Origin of the sequence: Micromonospora sp. NPDC048843 (genome assembly GCF_040649965.1) — a bacterium.
Lineage (GTDB): Bacteria > Actinomycetota > Actinomycetes > Mycobacteriales > Micromonosporaceae > Micromonospora > Micromonospora hortensis.
Genome location: NZ_JBEZGJ010000143.1, coordinates 1 through 18,444, shown reverse-complemented (window position 1 = coordinate 18,444; position 18,444 = coordinate 1). Strand labels below are relative to the sequence as shown.

Here is an 18,444-nt window from a genome sequence, read left to right as displayed (position 1 = left end):
ATCGCGAACGAACCGACGCCGAGCAGTCGCTCGACGGCGTAGGGCCCGATCAGCAGTGGAGCCGTCACCGTCTCACCCCCGGCCAGCACTATCCGGCCCTTCCCGGTTCCACATCCGGTCCCTCTTGCTAATTAAGCCGAAATCCGCACACTTGGTGCGGTGATGGCCGGGATCTGGTTGGACGTGCTGGACGAGATCGCCCGCACGTGCACTGCACACGGTCGCGGTGACCTGCTTCAGACGGTGCGGCAGAAGCGCGCGCAACTGCTGGACCCGACACTGCGTGTCCTGGTCATCGGCGAGCCGAACCAGGGCAAGAGTCAGCTGATCAACGCGATCATCAACGCTCCGGCCTGCCCGGTCGGCGACGGCCGGACGACAGTCCTGCCGACAGTGGTGCGGCATGCCGAGGCCCCCACCGCGGCGGTGGCGCAGGCACCGCCACCAGCCCCGGGGCACCCCACCGGCACCCCCGACGCGGTGGCCGTCGAGCGGACCCCGGTGGCGCTCAACCAGGTCGCGGCGAGCGTTGCCGGCCTGGTCGGCCGTCGGCCGGGCGGCGGCCCGGCGTACGTCGAGATCGGACTTCCCCGTGCCCTGCTCGGTGCCGGGCTGGTGCTGGTGGACACTCCCGGCACCGACGAGGTCGCCGGCATCGGTGCCGCCGCTTCGATCGCCGCGCCCGCCCGCGCGGACGCCGTGCTGCTGGTCTCCGACTCCACTCGGGAGTTGTCGGTCGCCGAGCTGAACATGCTGCTGCACATCGCGCGTTCGCATCCGAACGTGGTGGTGGTGCAGAGCAAGACCGATCTGGTGGCGGACTGGCGTACGGTCGCCGAGCGCAACCGGCAGCACCTTGCCGAGGCCGGGGTTCCGGCGACGCTGATCCCGGTCTCGGCGGCGCTGCGACTGCGCGCGGCAGCGGCCGACGACCGTGGGCTCAACGCGGAGTCGGGTTTTCCCGCGCTGATCGCCCGCCTGCAACGTGATCTGGCCGGCAAGGCCGACCACCTGGCCCGGGCGGCAGTGCAGACGGTGGCCCGGACGGTGGTGGAGCAGTTGGCCGCGCCGCTGCGCGCCGAGTTGGCGACCCAGGAGGTCGAGGAGCAGTCCGGGCCGATCTCCCGCCTGCACGCGGCGCAGCGCGAGGTCGACGAGCTGCGCCGGTGCTCCACCCGTTGGCAGAACACGTTGACCGACGAGATCACCGACCTGCTCGCCGACCTCGAGTACGACCTGCGTGACCGGACCCGACAGATTCTGCGCGCGGTGGACGAGGCGTTCGACACCGCCGACCCGTTGGTCGCCTGGGACACCTTCCAGGACTGGCTGGAGCGGAGCCTGGTGGAGGCGGCGGAGGCGAACCACGAGTGGCTGATCCAGCGCTGTGACTGGATCGCCCGGCGGGTGGCCGCCAACTTCGACCGGTACGGATACGACGTGTTGCCGCCCTGGTCGATGACGATGCCGGACGACATCGGCGAGCGGATGCCCGAGCTGCAACGGCCGACGATCGACCGGTTCACCACCGGTCAGAAGCTCTTCACCGGCATGAAGGGCTCGTACGGCGGCATGCTGATGTTCGGTCTGGCGACCACCCTGGCCGGCATGCCGATGATCAATCCGGTCTCGGTCGGCATCGGGGCGCTCTTCGGCGGCAAGAGCATCCGGGACGAGAGCAAACAGTTGCTCCGCCGCCGGCAGGCGACGGTCAAGACGGCCATCCAGCGGCATGTCGACGACTTCTTCGTCCGGATCATCCGAGACTGCCGCGACGCCGCTCGGCAGGTGCAGCGGATGCTGCGGGACCACTTCACGGGGCTGACCGAGGAGCTTCAGGAGGCCATCGTGCAGTCGTTCCGCAGCGCGAAGCAGGAGGCCGACACCGACGCGTCGGTGCGCGAACAGCGGCAGCGCGAGATCCGGTTGAAGATGACCCGGTTGGCGGCGGTGTACGAGCAGGCTCAGCAGTTGACCGGCGCCCGCTCCGCCCCGCTGCTGCTGGAGCCGCAGGCATGACGGTGGGAGTGCGCCTGGACGAGGCCGCGTGGGGGTTGCTGCACCAGGCCATCGAGCTGTACCAGGACAATCCCCGGGCCGTCGCTGAGCTTCGGCGACAGGTGGCCCGGTTGGAGCAGCCGCTGCGTATCGCCATCGTCGGCCCGTGGCGGTCGGGCAAGTCGACTGTGCTCAACGCGTTGATGGGCGAGGAGGTCGCGCCGGTCGAGCGGGCGGACGGGGCCTTCACCTGGTACGAGGACGGGGCCGCGCCGCGTGCCACCGCCTACCCGGTCGGGCAGCCACCGCAGGAGTTGGCGGTGGTGAAGTCGGCGACCGGGCTACGGGTGGATCTGGGCTGGGGCGCGGGGGAGGTGCGCGACATCGTGGTGCGGTGGCCGACGCGGGCGCTGCGGCAGATCACGCTGATCGACACCCCGGCGGTCACCGGCGGCGCCGAGCAGGGCCGGGCGCCGGTGTTGGACCGGGTGCTGCGCGACGCGGACGCGGTGTTGTACCTGACCCGTGACGGTCGCGACAGTGACCTGCGGGTGCTGGAGTCCGCACGGGACAGTGCCGTCGGACAGTCCGCCCCGGTCAACGTGATCATGGTGTTGTCCCGCGCGGACGAGACCGGCGGCGGCCGGATCGACGGTCTGCTCACGGCCCGCCAGCTCGCCCGCCGGCACCACCGCGACCCGAGGGTGAACGCGCTCAGCGTCAACGTCGTGGCGTGCAGCGGCATGATCGGCCTGGCCGGCCGGATGCTCGGTGAGTCCGACTTCGCCGCGCTCGCGACTCTGGCTCAGGTGCCCCGGGCGGAGCTGGACATCCACCTCATCTCCGCCGACCGCTTTCTCCGTGGCGAGCTGCCGGTACGGCTGGACACCGAGCTGCGCGCCGCGCTGCTGGGCCGGTTCGGGGTCTTCGGTGTCCGGCTGGCGGCCACGCTGGTGCGCAGCGGGTTCGACAGTCGGGTGAAACTCTCCGCGGAGTTGATTCGGCGCAGCGGTCTCACCGAGCTACGTGAGTCGGTGACGCGGTGTTTCATCGATCGCCGCGACGCCCTCAAGGCGCGGTCGGCGCTGGCCGCCGTGGAAGCGCTGCTGCGGGCCGAGCCCACCCGGGGCTCCGCCGAGCTGGTCGGCGCCGTGGAGCAGATCCTCGCCGGCGCGCACGAGTTCCGCGAGCTGCGCCTGCTGGTGGCGCTGCGGAACACCCGGCTGGGGTTCGACGCGGAGCTGGCCGCCGAGGCGCAACGGCTGGTCGGCGGCGACGGGGTGGGCCTCGCGGCTCGGCTCGGTGTCGAGCATGAGGCCGACGTACAGCAGCTCTGGGAGGTCGCCTCCGACGCGCAGTGGCGATGGCGTGACCGGGCGGAGGATCCGCTGCTCCCGCTGGCGCAGCGGCGCGGCGCTCAGGTCGTGGTCCGCAGTTGCGAGGGGATGATCGCCGAGCTGGCCGCGGGCGGCCGCTGAGCGTCCGATCGCCCGTTTCGCGGCCATCTTTCGAGGTGGGGGCACCCGGCATTGGCCAAAACCGAAAGTGTTGGTTAGCCTAACCTAACTTTCGGGCCGGATGGCTCGCTTCTCTTCGAAAGATCGGGAACTTCACCATGCACTCATGGCGTCCGGTCCTGGCCGTCGCGGCGCTGAGCGCCGTGCTCGGCGGGCTCACCGGTTGTGGCAACGACACGGGCACCGGTGACACCGCCGCCGCTGCCACCGCCTCGGGCCCCTGGTCTTTCAACGACGGCTCGGGCAAGGTCGTCAAGGCGGACAAGAGGCCGACGCGGATCATCGCGCACGCCGGCGAGGCCGCGGCGCTCATGTCCTTCGGCATCAAGCCGGTCGGCGTCTACGCCGACGAGTCGGTCAAGACCGACCCCAACCTGAAGAACCTCGACCTCACCGGGGTCGAGATCCTCGGCGAGGAGTGGGGCAAGATCGACGTGGAGAAGGCCGCCGCCCTGCGTCCCGACCTGATCGTCGGCGACTGGTGGCCGGCCGAGAAGGCGCACAGCGGCATGGAGGAGGGCGTCGACGAGAAGAGCAAGAAGCTCGCCGAACTGGCCCCCGTCGTCGGCGTCACGCAGGGTAAGTCGATCGTCGCGCTGGCCGAGGGGTACGAGGACCTCGCCGAGAGCCTCGGCGCCGACGTGGCCAGCCCGCAGATCGCGGCGAACAAGAAGCGCTTCGAGGACGCGGTGACCGCGTTCAAGGCGGCCACCGCGGCCAAGCCGGACCTGACTGTCGCGGCGATGTCGCCCTCGACGGAGAAGGTCTACGTCGCGAACCCCGAGTACGCGCCCGAGCTGCTGGACCTGCAGACCTGGGGCCTGAAGGTGATCAACCCGGCCAGCCCGGACCCGGCCTTCCCGTACTGGGAGAACCTCAGCTGGGAGAACGCCGACAAGTACCAGCCGGACCTGATCCTGTGGGACGGCCGATCCTTCACGCCCACCGCCAACGCCGAGTGGAGCACGAAGCAGCCGACCTGGTCCAAGATCAAGGCTGCCAAGGTCGGTGCCACCGTCTCCTGGCCGGCGTTCTGGCTGCACACGTACGGGGACTTCGCCACCGAGCTGGACAAGCTGACCCAGGCGGTCAAGGCCGCTGATCCGAATGTCGGCAACTAACCAGATCGGGACGCGCACCTCGACGGGAGGCGTGCGGCGAGCCTCTGCCCTCGGGCCGGGGCTCGCCGTCCTCTGTGCGGTCCTCGCCCTCGTCGGCTTCCTGAGCGTGACAATGGGCTCGCGTTCGATCGGGCTCTCCGAGGTGCTGCACGCCCTGTTCAGCCTCGACAGCGACGGACCGATCAGCAGCACCGTCACGCTGGAGATGCGCGTACCCCGCACTCTGCTCGGCATCCTGGTCGGCGCCGCGCTCGGGGTGGCCGGGGCGATCCTGCAGGGCGTCACCCGCAACCCGCTGGCGGACGCGGGGATCCTGGGCATCAACTCCGGGGCCGCCGCGTTCGTGGTCATGGCCATCACCGTGCTCGGGGTGCGCGGCGTCGGTGTCTACGTCTGGTTCGCGTTCGCCGGCGCGATCGCGGCGCTGGCCCTGGTGTACGCGGTCGCCTCGTTGGGCCGGGAGGGCGCCACCCCGGTGAAGCTGGCCCTGGCGGGCGCGGCGGTCACCGCCGGCCTGACCTCGGTGACCAGCGGGATAGTGATGACGAACGTGGATGCCCTCAACGAGCTGCGGTTCTGGCAGGTGGGGTCGCTCGCCGGTCGGTACACACCGATCCTGACCGGGGTCGCGCCGTTCCTGCTGATCGGCCTCGCCGTGTCGTTGGGCTTCGGGCGGGCCATCAACGGCCTCGCGCTCGGCGAGGACGTCGCGCGTGGCCTCGGCCAGAACGTGACCCGGACCCGCGTGGCCGCCTTCGCCGTGGTCGCTATCCTCGCCGGCGCCGCCACCGCGGCCTGCGGACCGATCGTCTTCGTCGGGCTCGTCGTACCGCACCTGGCGAGGTTCATCTGCGGCCCCGACTATCGCTGGATCCTGCCGTACTCGATGCTGCTGGCGCCCATCGTCCTGCTCCTCGCCGACGTGCTCGGCCGGATGACCGCCGCCCCCGACGAGGTTCAGGTCGGCGTGATCCTCGGGCTGATCGGCGCGCCCGCGTTCATCGCGATCGTGCGCTACGGCCGGCTGTCGGAGGTCTGAACATGGTGACGACAACGACAACGAGCGACCACCGCTCCGCCCCGTCCGGCACGGCAGCGGCGCTGCGCGCCAACCGGAGGCGTCGAGCCGGCCGGTCCGTCGTGGTGACCTGCGCCCTGACCGTGACGGTCACCGCCCTCTTCGTGCTCACCATGATGGTGGGCAGCTTCCGCATCGGCGCTGCCGAGGTGATCGCCTCGGTCCTGCACCTGTCCGACAATCCCAGCGTCGACTTCGTCGTCCGTGGCCTGCGGCTGCCGACCGCGGCCGCCGCCCTGACGGTCGGACTCGCCCTCGGCGCGTCCGGCACGATCTTCCAGCAGTTGCTGCGCAACCCCCTCGCGTCCCCGGACTTCGTGGGAATCACCTCGGGGGCGGGGCTGGCGGCCGTCACCGGGATCGTGCTCCTCCAGGCTGGTGGGCTCGTCGTCAGCGGTCTCGCCCTCGGTGGCGCGGTCGCCGCCGCCCTGGCGATGTACCTGCTGGCCTGGCGCGACGGCGTCAGCGGCTACCGCTTCATCCTCATCGGCATCGGGGTGGCGCTCTTCTTCGAGGGCCTGGTCGGCTACGTGCTCAGCCGGGCGCAGCTCTTCGAGGCCCGCCAGGCCATGCACTGGCTGATCGGGTCGGTCGGGCAGGCCAGCACCACTGAGCTGTGGGTGCTCACCGGTGCCCTGATCGTCCTGCTGCCGGTCGCCACGTTGCTGCAACGTCCACTGAGTGCCCTCGCGCTCGGTGACGACGCCGCTCGGATGCTGGGTGTCCGGGCTGAGCTCAGTCGGGCCGGGCTGCTCGGCACCGCCGTCGTGCTGGTGGCCTTGGCGGTGTCGGTGGCGGGCCCGATCGCGTTCGTCGCCCTGGTGGCCGGGCCGATCGCCAACCGGCTCCTCGGCCCTGCGGCCCAGGGCGTCCTGCCCGCCGCCCTGGTCGGTGCCGCGCTGCTGCTCACCGCCGACCTCGTCGCCGTGCACGTGCTGCCCACACCGTTGCCCACCGGAGTGGTGACGGGTGCGGTCGGCGCGCCCTACCTGCTGTGGCTGCTGGCCACCACCAACCGACAAGGAGCGGGTGGATGACCCGACTACGCGCCGAGGGTCTCACCCTCGGCTACGACGACCGGACCATCGTCGACCACCTCGACGTCGCAGTGCTCGACGGCAAGGTCACCGCGATCGTCGGTGCCAACGCCTGCGGCAAGTCCACACTGCTCCGCGGCCTGGCCCGACTGCTGGCACCGCGCGACGGCGCCGTCTTCCTCGACGACAAACCCCTCGCCGACCTGCGCAACGTCGACGTGGCAAAGGTGCTCGGGCTGCTCCCGCAGACTCCCGTCGCGCCCGACGGCATCACCGTCGCCGACCTGGTGGCCCGTGGCCGCTACCCCCATCAGGGGTGGTTTCGACGGTGGAGCAACGACGACCACGACGCCGTCGCCCGGGCTCTCGATGCCACCGGAACCGCGGATCTGATCGACCGTCCGATCCGGGAGTTGTCAGGTGGGCAACGCCAGCGGGTCTGGGTCGCCATGGCCCTGGCACAGGACACCGACCTGCTGCTGCTCGACGAACCCACCACCTACCTGGACATCAACCACCAGGTCGAGTTGCTGCGGCTGTTGCGGAAACTGAACGCGGAGTCCGGCAAGACCATCGTCATCGTCATGCACGATCTCAACCTCGCCTGCCGTTACTGCGACCACCTCATCGCGATGTCCGGCGGTGCGATCGTCGCGGAGGGAGCGCCGGTCGACGTGGTCACCGGCGACCTCGTCGAGCAGGTCTTCGGTCTCAGCTGCCTCGTCGTACCCGACCCGATCGCCGGCACGCCGATGGTCGTCCCCGCGTAGCCGGCCTCGAACGTGGACGAGGGACGGCCGTGGCGGCCGTCCCTCGGTTCGCGTCGCGCCGGGATCAGCGCGGCTCGTACGTCTGACAGTCCGCGATGTCCTGACCCGGACCCACCCGGATGGACGGCGCGTGGCACTCCAGCTCGGCGTTGTGCTGGCAGTCGTCCCGCTTGCAGGCACCTACCTGCGCGATGACGCGGTCCAGCCCGCCCTTCGCCGAGGTGTCGATGAACGTGGCGCAGCTGGCGTTCTGCTGCCCGATGGTGATGGCGAACGCGTGGCAGCCGTCGTGGTTGTAGCCGCAGTCGGTGACAGTGCACTCGTGTACCCGCGGCATCTCCAGCATGTCGGTCATGGCGATCTCGCTTCCGTCGGTGGTGCCGGGTCACCTTCATACCCGGCCTCGGCAGGACAACTCCCTATCAGCCGCCCCTTTTAGGGATGTTTTGCATAGGTCAGCCTTGCCTAACCGTCGGCGAGGGCGGCGATCGTCAGCGGGCATGTCGGGCGCGGCAGCCGCGCGGGTGCCGAAGCAGTTCCTCGATCCGCGCGCCGAGTTCGGCCGGATGCCGCAGTGGTGCCCGGAAGTTCAGCCGGACGTCCCGGTCACCACTGCTCAGCTCCAACCGGAGTACGACACCGTGCCGGTCCAGGCGTACCGGCCGAACCTGGCGAACGCCCTGGAGGTGGCGAGCGGGGATCAGCCGGCTCAACCCCTCGACGGTGCGCGGGTGGTGGTGGTCGAGGTGGCACAACAGATCGGCCTCGACGGCGGCCAGCGGATCGGGTTGGGCGTTCGCGAACTCGTCAGCGTCGACGCACGTGGTGCGGCCGTCGACTGTCAGCTCGGCGGTGGCGAGGTCGAGGACCGTCACCAGCTCCTGATCGCTCCCGGTCGCGGCGGCCTCGGTCACCAACCAGCCGGTGAGCGTGGCGCGCCCGCGCACCCGGTCGCGGAGCGGCGTGGGCGCCAGGTCGGTCACCTCGACCATCGCGACGGTCTCCCGCTGGTGCGCGAGGTGTTCGGCCAGGTGGCAGCCGACCGGTAGGTCGATCCGCAGCCGCCCGTCGCTCGTCACGAGGTGCCGTCCGACGACGTACGCCTCGACGCCCGGGATGTGCAGGGTGAGGGAGTCGGCGGCGGCGAGCATCGATCGGATTCGGACACCCGCATCGGCCGTGGAGTCCGCCGTGCTGGTCGAGGGCTTGCTCAAGGCGATCATCTCCTAATAAGGTTAGGCTTACCTTACTTGAGAGGTGATTGATGAATCAGACCCGTCCCAAGGTCAAGCGTTCCCGCGCCCTGGGCATCGCGCTGACCCCGAAGTGCGTGCGCTACTTCGAACGCCGCCCGTTCCCGCCGGGGCAGCACGGCCGGGCCCGACGCACCACCAGCGACTACAAGGTCCGGCTGTTGGAGAAGCAGCGGCTCAAGGCGCAGTACGACCTGCACGAGGGGCAACTCCGGCGCGCGTTCGACCGGGCCGTGCGCCGGCCCGGCAAGACCGGTGAGGAGTTGATCGTCGAGCTGGAGAGTCGGCTGGACGCGCTGGTGCTGCGAGCCGGTTTCGCCCGCTCCATCTACCAGGCCCGCCAGGTCGTCACCCATCAGCACGTCACTGTTAACGGCCGTCGCCTGGACCGGCCGTCCGCGCGGCTGCAACCCGGTGACGTCATCGAGGTGGCGGAGCGCAGTCGAGGCAAGGCGCCGTTCGTCGTCGCGGCGGCCGGGGCGCATGCCCCGGAACGTCTCGCCCCCTACCTGGAGGTGAGCCTGCCCGGCCTGACCGCTCGGCTGACCCGGCTCCCGCTCCGCTCGGAGGTCCCGGTGGTCTGCGACGAGCAACTCGTCGTGGAGTACTACTCACGCTGACCGAGGGTTGGGAAGGGCCCCGAGTGCGGGCACCTGCACCGGGGCCCTCGGCGGATGGATCGCGGCCCGAAAACCGTTATTCGATCTCACTTCACACGGTCGCCCCTGACCTGCGGAGATAACGCTCTCACGGATGGTGGGAGAGTGCTTGACGCGCTCGTGATCCGGGCGCAACGATGCATTCACATGTCTCGTCCCACCACCGCCAGGCGTGATCGGCGCACGCCGTCCCTCGCACCGCGAAAGGACCCCACTGTGCGCAGATCCCTGAGATCGTGGCTCGGCCTCGCGCTGAGCGCGATCCTCGTGGCGGGCGGCATCGTCGCCTCGCCACCCACGGCCAGCGCCGCACCGTTCACCGTGCTTGTCTTCAGCAAGACCGCCGGGTTCCGGCACGGATCCATCACCCCGGGCATCGCCGCGATCCAGCAGCTCGGTGCGGCCAACGGCTTCAGCGTCGAGGCCACCGAGGACGCCGCCCAGTTCACCGACGCCAACCTGGACCGGTTCGCCGCGGTGATCTGGCTCTCCACCACCGGCGACGTGCTCAACGCCGCCCAGCAGGCCGCGTTCGAGCGCTACATCACCGGCGGCGGTGGGTACGTGGGCGTGCACTCCGCCTCCGACACCGAGTACGACTGGCAGTGGTACGGGGGACTGGTCGGGGCGTACTTCGCCTCGCACCCGGCCGAGCAGAACGTCACAGTGAAGGTCGCCGACCAGGTGCACCCGTCCACCGCGACGCTGCCGCAGCGGTGGAACCGGTTCGACGAGTTGTACAACTACCGCACCAATCCCCGCGGCAACGCGCACGTGCTGGCCACCCTGGACGAGAGCACCTACACCGGGGGGAGCATGGGCGCCGACCACCCGATCTCCTGGTGCCAGAACTACTCCGGCGGCCGAGCCTGGTACACCGGCCTGGGGCACACCGACGCGTCGTACACCGAGGCGAACTTCCGTCAGCACCTGCTCGGCGGCATCCGGACGGCCGCCGGCGCTGTCGACGCCGACTGTGGCCCCACCGTCACCAGCAGCTTCCAGCAGGTGGAGCTGGCCAAGGGCGCGGCCGAGACCGGTGAGCCGATGAGCCTCACCGTCCTGCCGGACCGGGGCGTGCTGCACACCTCCCGCAACGGCGTGATCCGGCACACCGACGCCGCCGGCAACACCAAGATCGCCGCCACACTGCCGGTCTACACAGGCGACGAAGAGGGTTTGCAGGGCATCAAGGCCGACCCGAACTTCGCCACCAACCGCTGGGTGTACGCGTACTTCGCGCCACCACTGAGCACTCCCGGCGGTGGTGCGCCCGCCGAGGGCACGCCGGCCCAATTCGCCGTCTGGGAGGGCGTCAACCGACTGGCCCGGTTCACTGTGAACGCGGACAACACCATCAACCTGGCCAGCGAGACGTTGATCCTGAACGTGCCGACCAGCCGGGGCATGTGCTGCCACGTCGGCGGTGACATGGATTTCGACGCGGCCGGCAACCTCTACCTGTCCACAGGTGACGACACCAACCCGTTCGACTCGGCCGGCTTCACCCCGATCGACGAGCGGGCCGGGCGTAACCCGGCCTTCGACGCGCAGCGCACCTCGGCGAACAGCAACGACCTGCGCGGCAAGGTCCTCCGGATCAAGCCGAGCGCGGCCGGCGGCTACACCATCCCGGCCGGCAACATGTTCGCCCCGGGCACCGCGCGGACGCGCCCGGAGGTCTACGCGATGGGCTTCCGCAACCCGTTCCGGATGAGCGTGGACAAGGCCACCGGGATCGTCTACCTCGGTGACTACGGTCCCGACGCGGGCACCGCAGACCCGAACCGGGGGCCGGCGGGCAACGTCGAATTCGCCCGGATCGACCGGCCCGGCTTCTACGGCTGGCCGTACTGCACCGCCCGCAACGACGCCTACAACGACTACACCTTCCCGTCCGGGCCGTCCGGGGCGAAGTTCAACTGCGCCGGCGGGCCGGTGAACAACTCGCCGAACAACACAGGCATCACCCAGCTGCCGCCGGCCATCTCGGCCTGGTTGCCGTACGGCGGGTCCGGCTCGCCGCCGGAGTTCACCGGCGGTGGGCTGTCGCCGATGGGCGGCCCGGTCTACCGGTACGACCCGAACAACACCTCACCGGTGGCGTTCCCGCAGTACTACGACGGGACCTACTTCGCCGGTGAGTTCGGTCGCCGCTGGATCAAGAACATCAAGCTCGACGCGTCCGGCCAACCGCTGAAGATCAACCCGTTCCCGTGGACCGGTACCCAGGTCATGGACATGGAGTTCGGCCCGGACGGCGCGCTCTACGTGCTCGACTACGGCACCGGCTGGTTCAACGGCGACGCCAACTCGGCGCTCTACCGCATCGAGTACGCCCGCGAGGGCAGAGCACCCATCGCGAAGGTGTCCGCCACCCCGACCAGCGGCAGCGCGCCGCTGACAGTGGCCTTCTCCTCGGCCGGCACCCTCGACCCGGACGGCGACCCGTTCACCTACGCCTGGGACTTCGACAACAACGGCACCACCGACTCGACAGCGGCGAACCCGAGCTTCACGTACACCACCAACGGGACCCGCAGCCCGACGCTGACGGTCCGGGACACCACCGGCAAGACGGCCACCGCGAGTGTGGTCGTCACCGTCGGCAACAGTGCCCCGGTGGTCACCGTGAACACCCCGTTGAACGGGCAGACCTTCACCTTCGGGGACGCTGTGCCGTTCTCCGTCACCGTCACCGACGCCCAGGACGGTGCTATCAACTGCGCCCGGGTAAAGGTGAACTACGTGCTTGGCCACGACTCGCACGGCCACCAGCTCGGCAGCGTGCAGGGCTGCACCGGGGTCATCCAGACCTCGGCGGACGGCGAGCACGACACGGCGGCGAACATCTTCGGCATCATCGACGCCGAGTACACCGACCTGGGCGGTGGTGGCCAACCGGCGCTGACCACGCACACCCAGGCGGTGCTGCAACCACGGGTACGTCAGGCCGAGCACTTCGGTGACTCGTCCGGCGTCCAGATCGTCGCCGGGGCGGCGGGGCACGGCGGCGCGGCGGTCGGCTACATCGACAACAACGACTGGATTTCGTTCCGCCCGTACAACCTGACCGGCGTCCAGTCGTTCAGTGCCCGGGTCGGCGCCCCGGCCGGTGGCGGCGGCACGTTGGAGCTGCGGGTCGACTCGCCGACCGGGCCGTTGGTCGGTTCGGCCACCGTCGTGTCCACCGGCGGGTACGCCAACTTCGCCACTGTCACCGGTGGGGTCACCGCCCCGACCGGCACCCGGACACTGTTCCTGGTCTTCAAGGGCACCGGCCCGTACTTCGACATCGACGAGTTCACCCTCTCCACCAGCCCCGGCGGTCCCGGACCTGACCCGGACCCGGACCCGGATCCCGAGCCGGGTGCCAACCTGGCCCGGGGCAAGCCGGCGCGCGCGTCCAGCTTCGAGGGCGCGTTCACAGCGGCCAACGCTTTCGACGGCGTGGCCGGCACCCGGTGGGGCAGCGCCTTCGGTGACCCACAGTGGATCGACGTGGACCTCGGCGCCACGTACGCCATCAACCGGGTCAAGCTGACCTGGGAGGCGGCGTACGGCAGCGGATACCAGATCCAGACCTCGCCGGACGGTGTCAACTTCACCACGATCCGTACGGTGACCGGTGGTGACGGCGGGGTGGACGACCTGACCGGGCTCAGCGGGTCCGGCCGGTACATCCGACTGCTCGGCACCACCCGGGGGACCGCCTGGGGCTACTCGCTGTTCGAGTTCGAGGTCTACGGCGGCACCGGAAGCCCGACCGGCGGCAACCTGCTGCTGAACAAGCCGACGTCGACGTCCAGTAACGAGGGGGCCGACGTGTCCGGCGCCCAGGCCGTCGACGGCAGCCTCACCACCCGCTGGTCGAGCACGTTCTCCGACCCCCAGTGGATCCGGGTGGACCTCGGCAGCGCCACCGCGATCGGCCGGGTCAAGCTGAGCTGGGAGGCGGCGTACAGCAGCGCGTACCAGATCCAGACATCGAACGACGGCACCACCTGGACCACAGTGAAGACGGTGACCGGGGCCGACGGTGGCGTGGACGAGCACACCGCCCTCGGCGCCAACGGCCGCTACCTGCGGATCAACGGCACCGCCCGGGGCACCGGATATGGCCATTCGCTCTGGGAGTTGGAGGCGTACGCGAGCTGAACCACCACCCGAGTCCGCCCCCACTGTCGATTCGGCGGTGGGGGCGGACCCGCCTCGATCACGTAGCAGCGCGGGCGGGACCGAGATCCGGAGGGCATCCCCGCAGATGACGGCGTAGGTCGCTGCGTTTGCGGGCTCAGACGGTAGGGACTGTTCCGCCATCGATCACGTACTCGGCGCCCACGATGGCCGAGGCGCGGTCCGAGACCAGGAACCCGACCAGGTCGGCGATCTCCTCGGTGTTGGCAAACCGTCCCAGGGGTACGCCTCCGAGGGAGTCGTAAATGCTCTGCTTGGCTTGTTCGCGGCTGATCCCGTTGCCCTCGGCGATTCGGTCCACGAACCTCTCGTAGGCCTCCGTCTCGATGCCGCCGGGGCTGATCGCGTTGACGCGGACGCCGCGCGGGGCGAGCTCGTTGGCGAGCCCCTTGCTGTAGGTACGCAACGCGGCTTTCGCTGCCGCGTAGGCCAGGGACGCGTCGTACTGAGGAAGTTCACGCTGGATCGAGGTGAAGTGCAGCACGACCGCCGAGCCGGACTCGATCATCGCCGGTAGGAGGGCTCGGTCGAGCCGCACCGCTCCGAGGAGGTTCAAGTTCAGCTCGATCATCCACTGCTCGTCGGTGATGACCGCGAACCCACCGGACGGCGTCGAGGCACCTCCGACGACGTGTACCAGGATGTCCAGTGCGCCGCCGGTCTCGGCGATCCGGTCGGCCACCGCCTTCGCGCCCTCGACCGTCGAGGTGTCGGCCTCGATGAACCGGTCGGGGTGCTCGTACCCCTCGGGCATCGTCCGGGCCGTCACGTAGACGTCGGCGCCCATCTCCCGCAGTCTCTCGACGACGGCCTTGCCTGAGCCCTTCGATCCGCCCGTGACCAACGCACGGCGTCCATCGAGACGATCGCGATCTGAAGTAGGCATTCGCTCTCCCCTGAAGATCGACGTGGTGCGGGTCTTGTCAGGATCCGTGGTTGGCGATGACGAGTTCAGTGACGAGGTCCTTACGAATCGTGAACCGGTAGTCGAGTTCGGCGACGCCGCCTGGGAAGGTTCCCTCGAGCCGCAGGGTCACCACCCAGTGGCTGTTGTCGACGCGGGCAGCGCCGATCTGCTTGGTCGTGTACTCGAACTCGGAGCCGGCGTCCCGCAGGAACGCGTAAATCTGCTCTCGGCCGCGGAAGGACTCGCCCTGATCGACGGCGACCGCGTCCTCCGCGAAGAACGACGAAGCCGTGTCGGCGTCGCGAACGACGTGAGCGGCGAGGAAACCGCGGACGGTGGTTGGCAGTGGATCGGACCGGAGGTCGTTGTGGTGTGTCATGAGCCCACCGTGTGGCCTCGCGGTGCAGGAAGGTCAAGCGCTGGACTCTCCCCCTGGGGGAGCCTTCATACTGCGAGGGTGCTGACGATCGGGGAGTTCTCGCGCCTGACCCACCTGAGCGTGCGGACCCTGCGTCGGTACCACGAGAGTGACCTGCTGGAACCCGCAGTAGTGGACGAGACCTCCGGCTACCGCTACTACGCCATCGAGCAGATCCCGACCGCCCAGGTGATCAACCGGCTCCGCGAGCTCGACGTCCCCCTGGGCGACGTGCAGCGGATCCTGCGGTCCCCGGACCCCGGTGTCCGCGCGACCCTGATCGCCGACCACCTCCAACGCCTGGAGGCCGAACTCGACCGCACCCGAGCCGCTGTCGCGTCGCTGCGCCGCCTGCTCCGGCCCGACCCCGCGCCGATCAAGGTTGAGCTTCGTGCCGAGCCCGCCCGCACGGTCGCGGCGGTGGCGGCCGTGGTCGACGAGGGCGAGGTCGAGGCCTGGTTCGCGGGCGCAATGGCCGAGTTGGAGGTGGCAGTTGGCGACGCGGTGACCGGTCCACCGGGTGGCACCTACGACAACTCCCTGTTCGAGCAGGGCCGCGGTCACGTGTTGGTCTACCTGCCGACGGCCGCTCCACCTCATACCGGGCGGGTGCACGCCGCGACCCTACCCGCCGCGGAACTGGCAGTGGCCACCCATGTTGGCGAGCACGATGGCATCGAGGTCACCTACGGCGAACTCGGTACCTGGGTCGTGAAGAACGCCATGTCGGTGGCGGGGCCCGTGCGGGAGGTCTACCTCGTCGGACCTCGGGACGCAAGCGATCCAGCCGCGTGGCGCACCGAGATCGGGTGGCCGGTGTTCCGAGTGACCTGAGTGGGTGGGCGGACCGACGGTCGAGAACGTCACGGTGGTTAGGCGAACACCACTGATGTGTACGTCCCGGCTAGTCGTCGGCGACGGCCACCGGCTCCGAGCCGATGCAGCGCACCTTCAACTCGTACTCCCGGGTCGGCCCCTGGAACGTGACCTCGACGTCGTCGTCCGGGCCCCGGTCCACGTCGCGGACCCGGTAACCCTGCGCGGGCGCCCAGGAGACGAGGCGTACCCCGCCGACGCCGCACTCGGCGACGGCCGTGCCGCCGTCGGTGGCGAACCCTCGGCGGGCCCCGGAGCTGGCGCTCGGTGCGGGGCCCGTCGTGCCCGGCGTAGCCGAGGCGGTGCCTGTGGTGCCCGGCGCGGCCGGGGCGGTGCTCGTGGTGGGCGCCGGCTCCGGTGCGGCGAGCGCCCGCTCGATCTCGGCCTCGCTGCGCACCCCGCCCGGGGTGCCGGTGAGGCTCTCGCCCACCAATCGGATCGCGCCCAGGCCGATGAGGGTGGCGATGGCGGCGGTGGCCACCCAACCGGTGGCGACGAGGATCGAACGACGGCCCATCCCCTGACTATCCCCGATCCGTCCTTGTCGTTTGCACATCCGTTCGCTAAGGCGGGGTTAACGTGCGCGGCGCTGCCAGCCGCAGCGGTTAGCCTGCCAGCTGTGGCCCGCCTGTTGCTCATCGAGGACGACCTGACGATCCGTACCCCGCTGATCCGGGCCCTGCGCGAACGCGGCCACGCGGTGGCGGCGGCCTCGACCGCGATGGCCGGGCTCCGCGACGCGCTGGAGGACCGGCCTGACCTCGTCGTGCTCGACCTGGGCCTGCCCGACCTGGACGGCCGCGAGCTGCTGCGGATGCTGCGCGCGGTCAGCTCGGTGCCGGTCATCGTGGCCACGGCGCGTGACGACGAAACCGAGATCGTCCGGGTGCTCGACGCGGGCGCCGACGACTACGTGGTCAAACCGTTCACCGCGGCGCAGCTCGACGCCCGCGTCCGGGCGGTGCTGCGGCGGGGTCCCTCCGGCGCCGACGGGCAGGTCCCGGCGCTCGTCGTCGGCGGGCTGCGCGTCGACCCCCGGGCGCGGCAGGTGACCCTGGACGGGGTCGCGGTCGAGTTGACGCCCCGTGAGTTCGATCTGCTGCACCACCTCGCCGGCCGACCGGGCCAGGTGGTCACCAAACGTGAGCTGCTCACGGAGGTGTGGCAGATCCCGTACGGCGGTGCCGACAAGACCGTCGACGTGCACCTGTCCTGGTTGCGTCGCAAGTTGGGGGAGAACGCCCAACAGCCTCGCTACCTGCACACCGTGCGTGGTGTCGGGGTGCGTCTCGAAGCCCCGGCGGCGCAGCCGTGAGGGCACGTCTCGCGCTGCTGGTCGCCGCGGTCAGCGTCCTCACCCTCATCGCCTTCCTGGTGCCGTTGGCGCTGCTGGTCCGCACCGTCGCCGAGGACCGGGCCACCGTTCGGGCCACCGCCGACGCGCAGAGCCTGGTGCCGGTGGTCGGCACCGCCGACGCGGCGACCATCCGGCTCACCGTCGAGCAACTCGCCGCCGACTCCGGTCGACCGGTGAGCGTCTTCCTGCCCGACGGCACGGTGCTCGGCGCCCAGACACCACGTACGCCCGCTGTGGCCCTCGCCGCCCGCGGACAGAGCCTTACCGGCGAGTCGGCGGCCGGCCGGGAGGTGGTCATCGCCGTGCAGGGTCGGGCGGACGGCACCGGGGTGATCCGGATAGCGGTGCCGCAGCACGAGTTGACCGCCGGAGTCACCCGGGCCTGGCTGGTGCTGGCGCTGCTCGGCGTGATCCTCGTGCTGATCGGGCTACTGGTCGCCGACCGGCTGGCGCGCACCCTGGTCCGGCCGATCAGCGACCTCTCGGCAGTCTCACACCGGCTTGCCAACGCCGAGCTGGACGCCCGGGTCACGCCGGCCGGCCCGCGCGAGCTGCGCGAGGTGGCCGGCGCGCTCAACCATCTCGCCACCCGCATCCAGGTGCTCCTGGTGCAGGAGCGCGAACAGGTCGCCGACCTGTCCCACCAGCTGCGTACGCCGCTGACCGCGTTGCGGCTGGAGGCGGAGTCGCTGCGTGACCCGGACGACGCCGCCCGGATCACCGCCGCCGCCGACGGGCTCGAACGGGCGGTCACGGGGCTGATCCGGCAGGCCCGGTGGCGGCACGCGCCGGCGCAGCCGGCCTCCTCGGACGCGGCGGCGATCGTCGCCGACCGGGTCGCGTTCTGGTCGGTGCTGGCCGAGGACACCGGCCGGGCCGTCACCCTCGACCTGACGCCCGGCCCTCTGCCCGTCGGTGTGGCCGCCGACAACCTGACGGCGGCCGTGGACGCCCTGCTCGGCAACGTCTTCGCGCACACCCCCGACGGGACGCCGTTCGCCGTCCGGCTGGCCCGTGCGGCGGGCGAGGCGGGCGAGGTGGTCCTCACGGTCGCCGACGAGGGCCCGGGCATGCCCGCCGGGGCGATCCGGCGGGGTGCCAGCGCGGCCGGGTCCACCGGCCTCGGCCTGGACATCGCCCGGCGCGCCGCGCAGGCCGCCGGGGGCCGGCTGGAGTTGCGTTCACCGCCGCCGGGTCGGTGAGCGAGGCGACCTGGTCGATCACCACCCGCAGTCTGGCCCTGTCGTCCGGGGCCC

The 18,444-nt window shown here is 70.5% G+C and carries 16 protein-coding genes; 11 read left to right on the top strand and 5 right to left on the bottom strand.

Features of this window, described 5'->3' with window-relative positions:
• Positions 1–162 precede the first annotated feature (162 nt).
• From AB0C20_RS27165 to AB0C20_RS27140, 6 genes are all read left to right on the top strand, one after another.
• Positions 163–2,019: a dynamin family protein gene (locus AB0C20_RS27165; RefSeq protein ID WP_357569022.1), complete on the top strand. Its 1,857-nt coding sequence runs from the start codon at positions 163–165 to the stop codon at positions 2,017–2,019.
• Positions 2,016–3,476 carry a hypothetical protein gene (locus AB0C20_RS27160; protein WP_357569021.1) on the top strand — a complete coding sequence of 487 codons (1,461 nt, stop codon included), beginning with the start codon at positions 2,016–2,018 and terminating at the stop codon, positions 3,474–3,476. The genes AB0C20_RS27165 and AB0C20_RS27160 overlap by 4 nt, the downstream gene beginning before the upstream one ends.
• A 137-nt stretch (positions 3,477–3,613) precedes the next feature.
• A complete protein-coding gene (locus tag AB0C20_RS27155) occupies positions 3,614–4,636 on the top strand; it encodes an ABC transporter substrate-binding protein (protein WP_357569020.1) in 1,023 nt (340 codons plus the stop codon).
• 31 nt (positions 4,637–4,667) lie between these two features.
• Positions 4,668–5,675, top strand: a complete 1,008-nt coding sequence (locus AB0C20_RS27150) for an iron ABC transporter permease (protein ID WP_357569019.1) — start codon at positions 4,668–4,670, stop codon at positions 5,673–5,675.
• A 2-nt stretch (positions 5,676–5,677) separates the two neighbouring features.
• A complete protein-coding gene (locus AB0C20_RS27145) occupies positions 5,678–6,751 on the top strand; it encodes an iron ABC transporter permease (RefSeq protein WP_357189625.1) in 1,074 nt (357 codons plus the stop codon).
• Entirely contained in the window at positions 6,748–7,521 is a 774-nt protein-coding gene (locus tag AB0C20_RS27140) for an ABC transporter ATP-binding protein (RefSeq protein ID WP_354944171.1), read from the top strand. Before AB0C20_RS27145 ends, AB0C20_RS27140 begins: the two co-directional genes overlap by 4 nt.
• Positions 7,522–7,585: 64 nt before the next feature.
• On the opposite strand, the gene AB0C20_RS27135 is transcribed toward AB0C20_RS27140, so the two are convergent.
• The gene (locus AB0C20_RS27135; protein ID WP_112678265.1) at positions 7,586–7,876 is read right to left on the bottom strand and encodes a DUF1540 domain-containing protein; all 291 of its coding nucleotides are present in this window, start codon (positions 7,874–7,876) and stop codon (positions 7,586–7,588) included.
• 136 nt (positions 7,877–8,012) lie between these two features.
• A complete protein-coding gene (locus tag AB0C20_RS27130) occupies positions 8,013–8,672 on the bottom strand; it encodes a DUF2470 domain-containing protein (protein ID WP_357189660.1) in 660 nt (219 codons plus the stop codon).
• Positions 8,673–8,785: 113 nt separating this feature from the next.
• Here AB0C20_RS27130 and rpsD point away from each other — a divergent pair, with 113 nt between their 5' ends.
• On the top strand, positions 8,786–9,394 hold the full coding sequence (gene rpsD, locus AB0C20_RS27125; protein ID WP_357569018.1) for a 30S ribosomal protein S4: 609 nt from the start codon (positions 8,786–8,788) through the stop codon (positions 9,392–9,394).
• A 255-nt stretch (positions 9,395–9,649) separates the two neighbouring features.
• Positions 9,650–13,591 (top strand): ThuA domain-containing protein, encoded by a 3,942-nt coding sequence (locus tag AB0C20_RS27120; RefSeq protein ID WP_357569017.1) that lies wholly within the window; start codon positions 9,650–9,652, stop codon positions 13,589–13,591.
• A gap of 136 nt (positions 13,592–13,727) precedes the next feature.
• Here AB0C20_RS27120 and AB0C20_RS27115 read toward each other — a convergent pair whose 3' ends face one another.
• Positions 13,728–14,516 carry an SDR family oxidoreductase gene (locus AB0C20_RS27115; RefSeq protein ID WP_238683916.1) on the bottom strand — a complete coding sequence of 263 codons (789 nt, stop codon included), beginning with the start codon at positions 14,514–14,516 and terminating at the stop codon, positions 13,728–13,730.
• 37 nt (positions 14,517–14,553) lie between these two features.
• Entirely contained in the window at positions 14,554–14,916 is a 363-nt protein-coding gene (locus AB0C20_RS27110; RefSeq protein WP_357189632.1) for a nuclear transport factor 2 family protein, read from the bottom strand.
• 78 nt (positions 14,917–14,994) lie between these two features.
• Between AB0C20_RS27110 and AB0C20_RS27105 the strand changes: the two genes are divergently transcribed.
• Entirely contained in the window at positions 14,995–15,789 is a 795-nt protein-coding gene (locus tag AB0C20_RS27105) for a MerR family transcriptional regulator (RefSeq protein WP_357189634.1), read from the top strand.
• Between the two features lie 70 nt (positions 15,790–15,859).
• Here AB0C20_RS27105 and AB0C20_RS27100 read toward each other — a convergent pair whose 3' ends face one another.
• Positions 15,860–16,348: a septum formation initiator gene (locus tag AB0C20_RS27100; protein ID WP_238683913.1), complete on the bottom strand. Its 489-nt coding sequence runs from the start codon at positions 16,346–16,348 to the stop codon at positions 15,860–15,862.
• A gap of 102 nt (positions 16,349–16,450) precedes the next feature.
• On the opposite strand from AB0C20_RS27100, the gene AB0C20_RS27095 reads away from it, so the two are divergent.
• The gene (locus tag AB0C20_RS27095) at positions 16,451–17,146 is read left to right on the top strand and encodes a response regulator transcription factor (protein WP_091399570.1); all 696 of its coding nucleotides are present in this window, start codon (positions 16,451–16,453) and stop codon (positions 17,144–17,146) included.
• Positions 17,143–18,390 (top strand): HAMP domain-containing sensor histidine kinase, encoded by a 1,248-nt coding sequence (locus AB0C20_RS27090; RefSeq protein ID WP_357569016.1) that lies wholly within the window; start codon positions 17,143–17,145, stop codon positions 18,388–18,390. The genes AB0C20_RS27095 and AB0C20_RS27090 overlap by 4 nt, the downstream gene beginning before the upstream one ends.
• The last annotated feature ends 54 nt before the right edge of the window (positions 18,391–18,444 follow it).

Excerpts from the sequence above, each read along its gene's own strand:
- AB0C20_RS27135 (WP_112678265.1), bottom strand. The coding sequence starts at position 7,876 with ATGACCGACATGCTGGAGATGCCGCGGGTACACGAGTGCACTGTCACC.
- AB0C20_RS27140 (WP_354944171.1), top strand. The coding sequence starts at position 6,748 with ATGACCCGACTACGCGCCGAGGGTCTCACCCTCGGCTACGACGACCGG.
- AB0C20_RS27155 (WP_357569020.1), top strand. The coding sequence starts at position 3,614 with ATGCACTCATGGCGTCCGGTCCTGGCCGTCGCGGCGCTGAGCGCCGTG.
- AB0C20_RS27115 (WP_238683916.1), bottom strand. The coding sequence starts at position 14,516 with ATGCCTACTTCAGATCGCGATCGTCTCGATGGACGCCGTGCGTTGGTC.
- AB0C20_RS27165 (WP_357569022.1), top strand. The coding sequence starts at position 163 with ATGGCCGGGATCTGGTTGGACGTGCTGGACGAGATCGCCCGCACGTGC.
- rpsD (WP_357569018.1), top strand. The coding sequence starts at position 8,786 with ATGAATCAGACCCGTCCCAAGGTCAAGCGTTCCCGCGCCCTGGGCATC.
- AB0C20_RS27110 (WP_357189632.1), bottom strand. The coding sequence starts at position 14,916 with ATGACACACCACAACGACCTCCGGTCCGATCCACTGCCAACCACCGTC.
- AB0C20_RS27100 (WP_238683913.1), bottom strand. The coding sequence starts at position 16,348 with ATGGGCCGTCGTTCGATCCTCGTCGCCACCGGTTGGGTGGCCACCGCC.
- AB0C20_RS27130 (WP_357189660.1), bottom strand. The coding sequence starts at position 8,672 with ATGCTCGCCGCCGCCGACTCCCTCACCCTGCACATCCCGGGCGTCGAG.
- AB0C20_RS27160 (WP_357569021.1), top strand. The coding sequence starts at position 2,016 with ATGACGGTGGGAGTGCGCCTGGACGAGGCCGCGTGGGGGTTGCTGCAC.
- AB0C20_RS27145 (WP_357189625.1), top strand. The coding sequence starts at position 5,678 with ATGGTGACGACAACGACAACGAGCGACCACCGCTCCGCCCCGTCCGGC.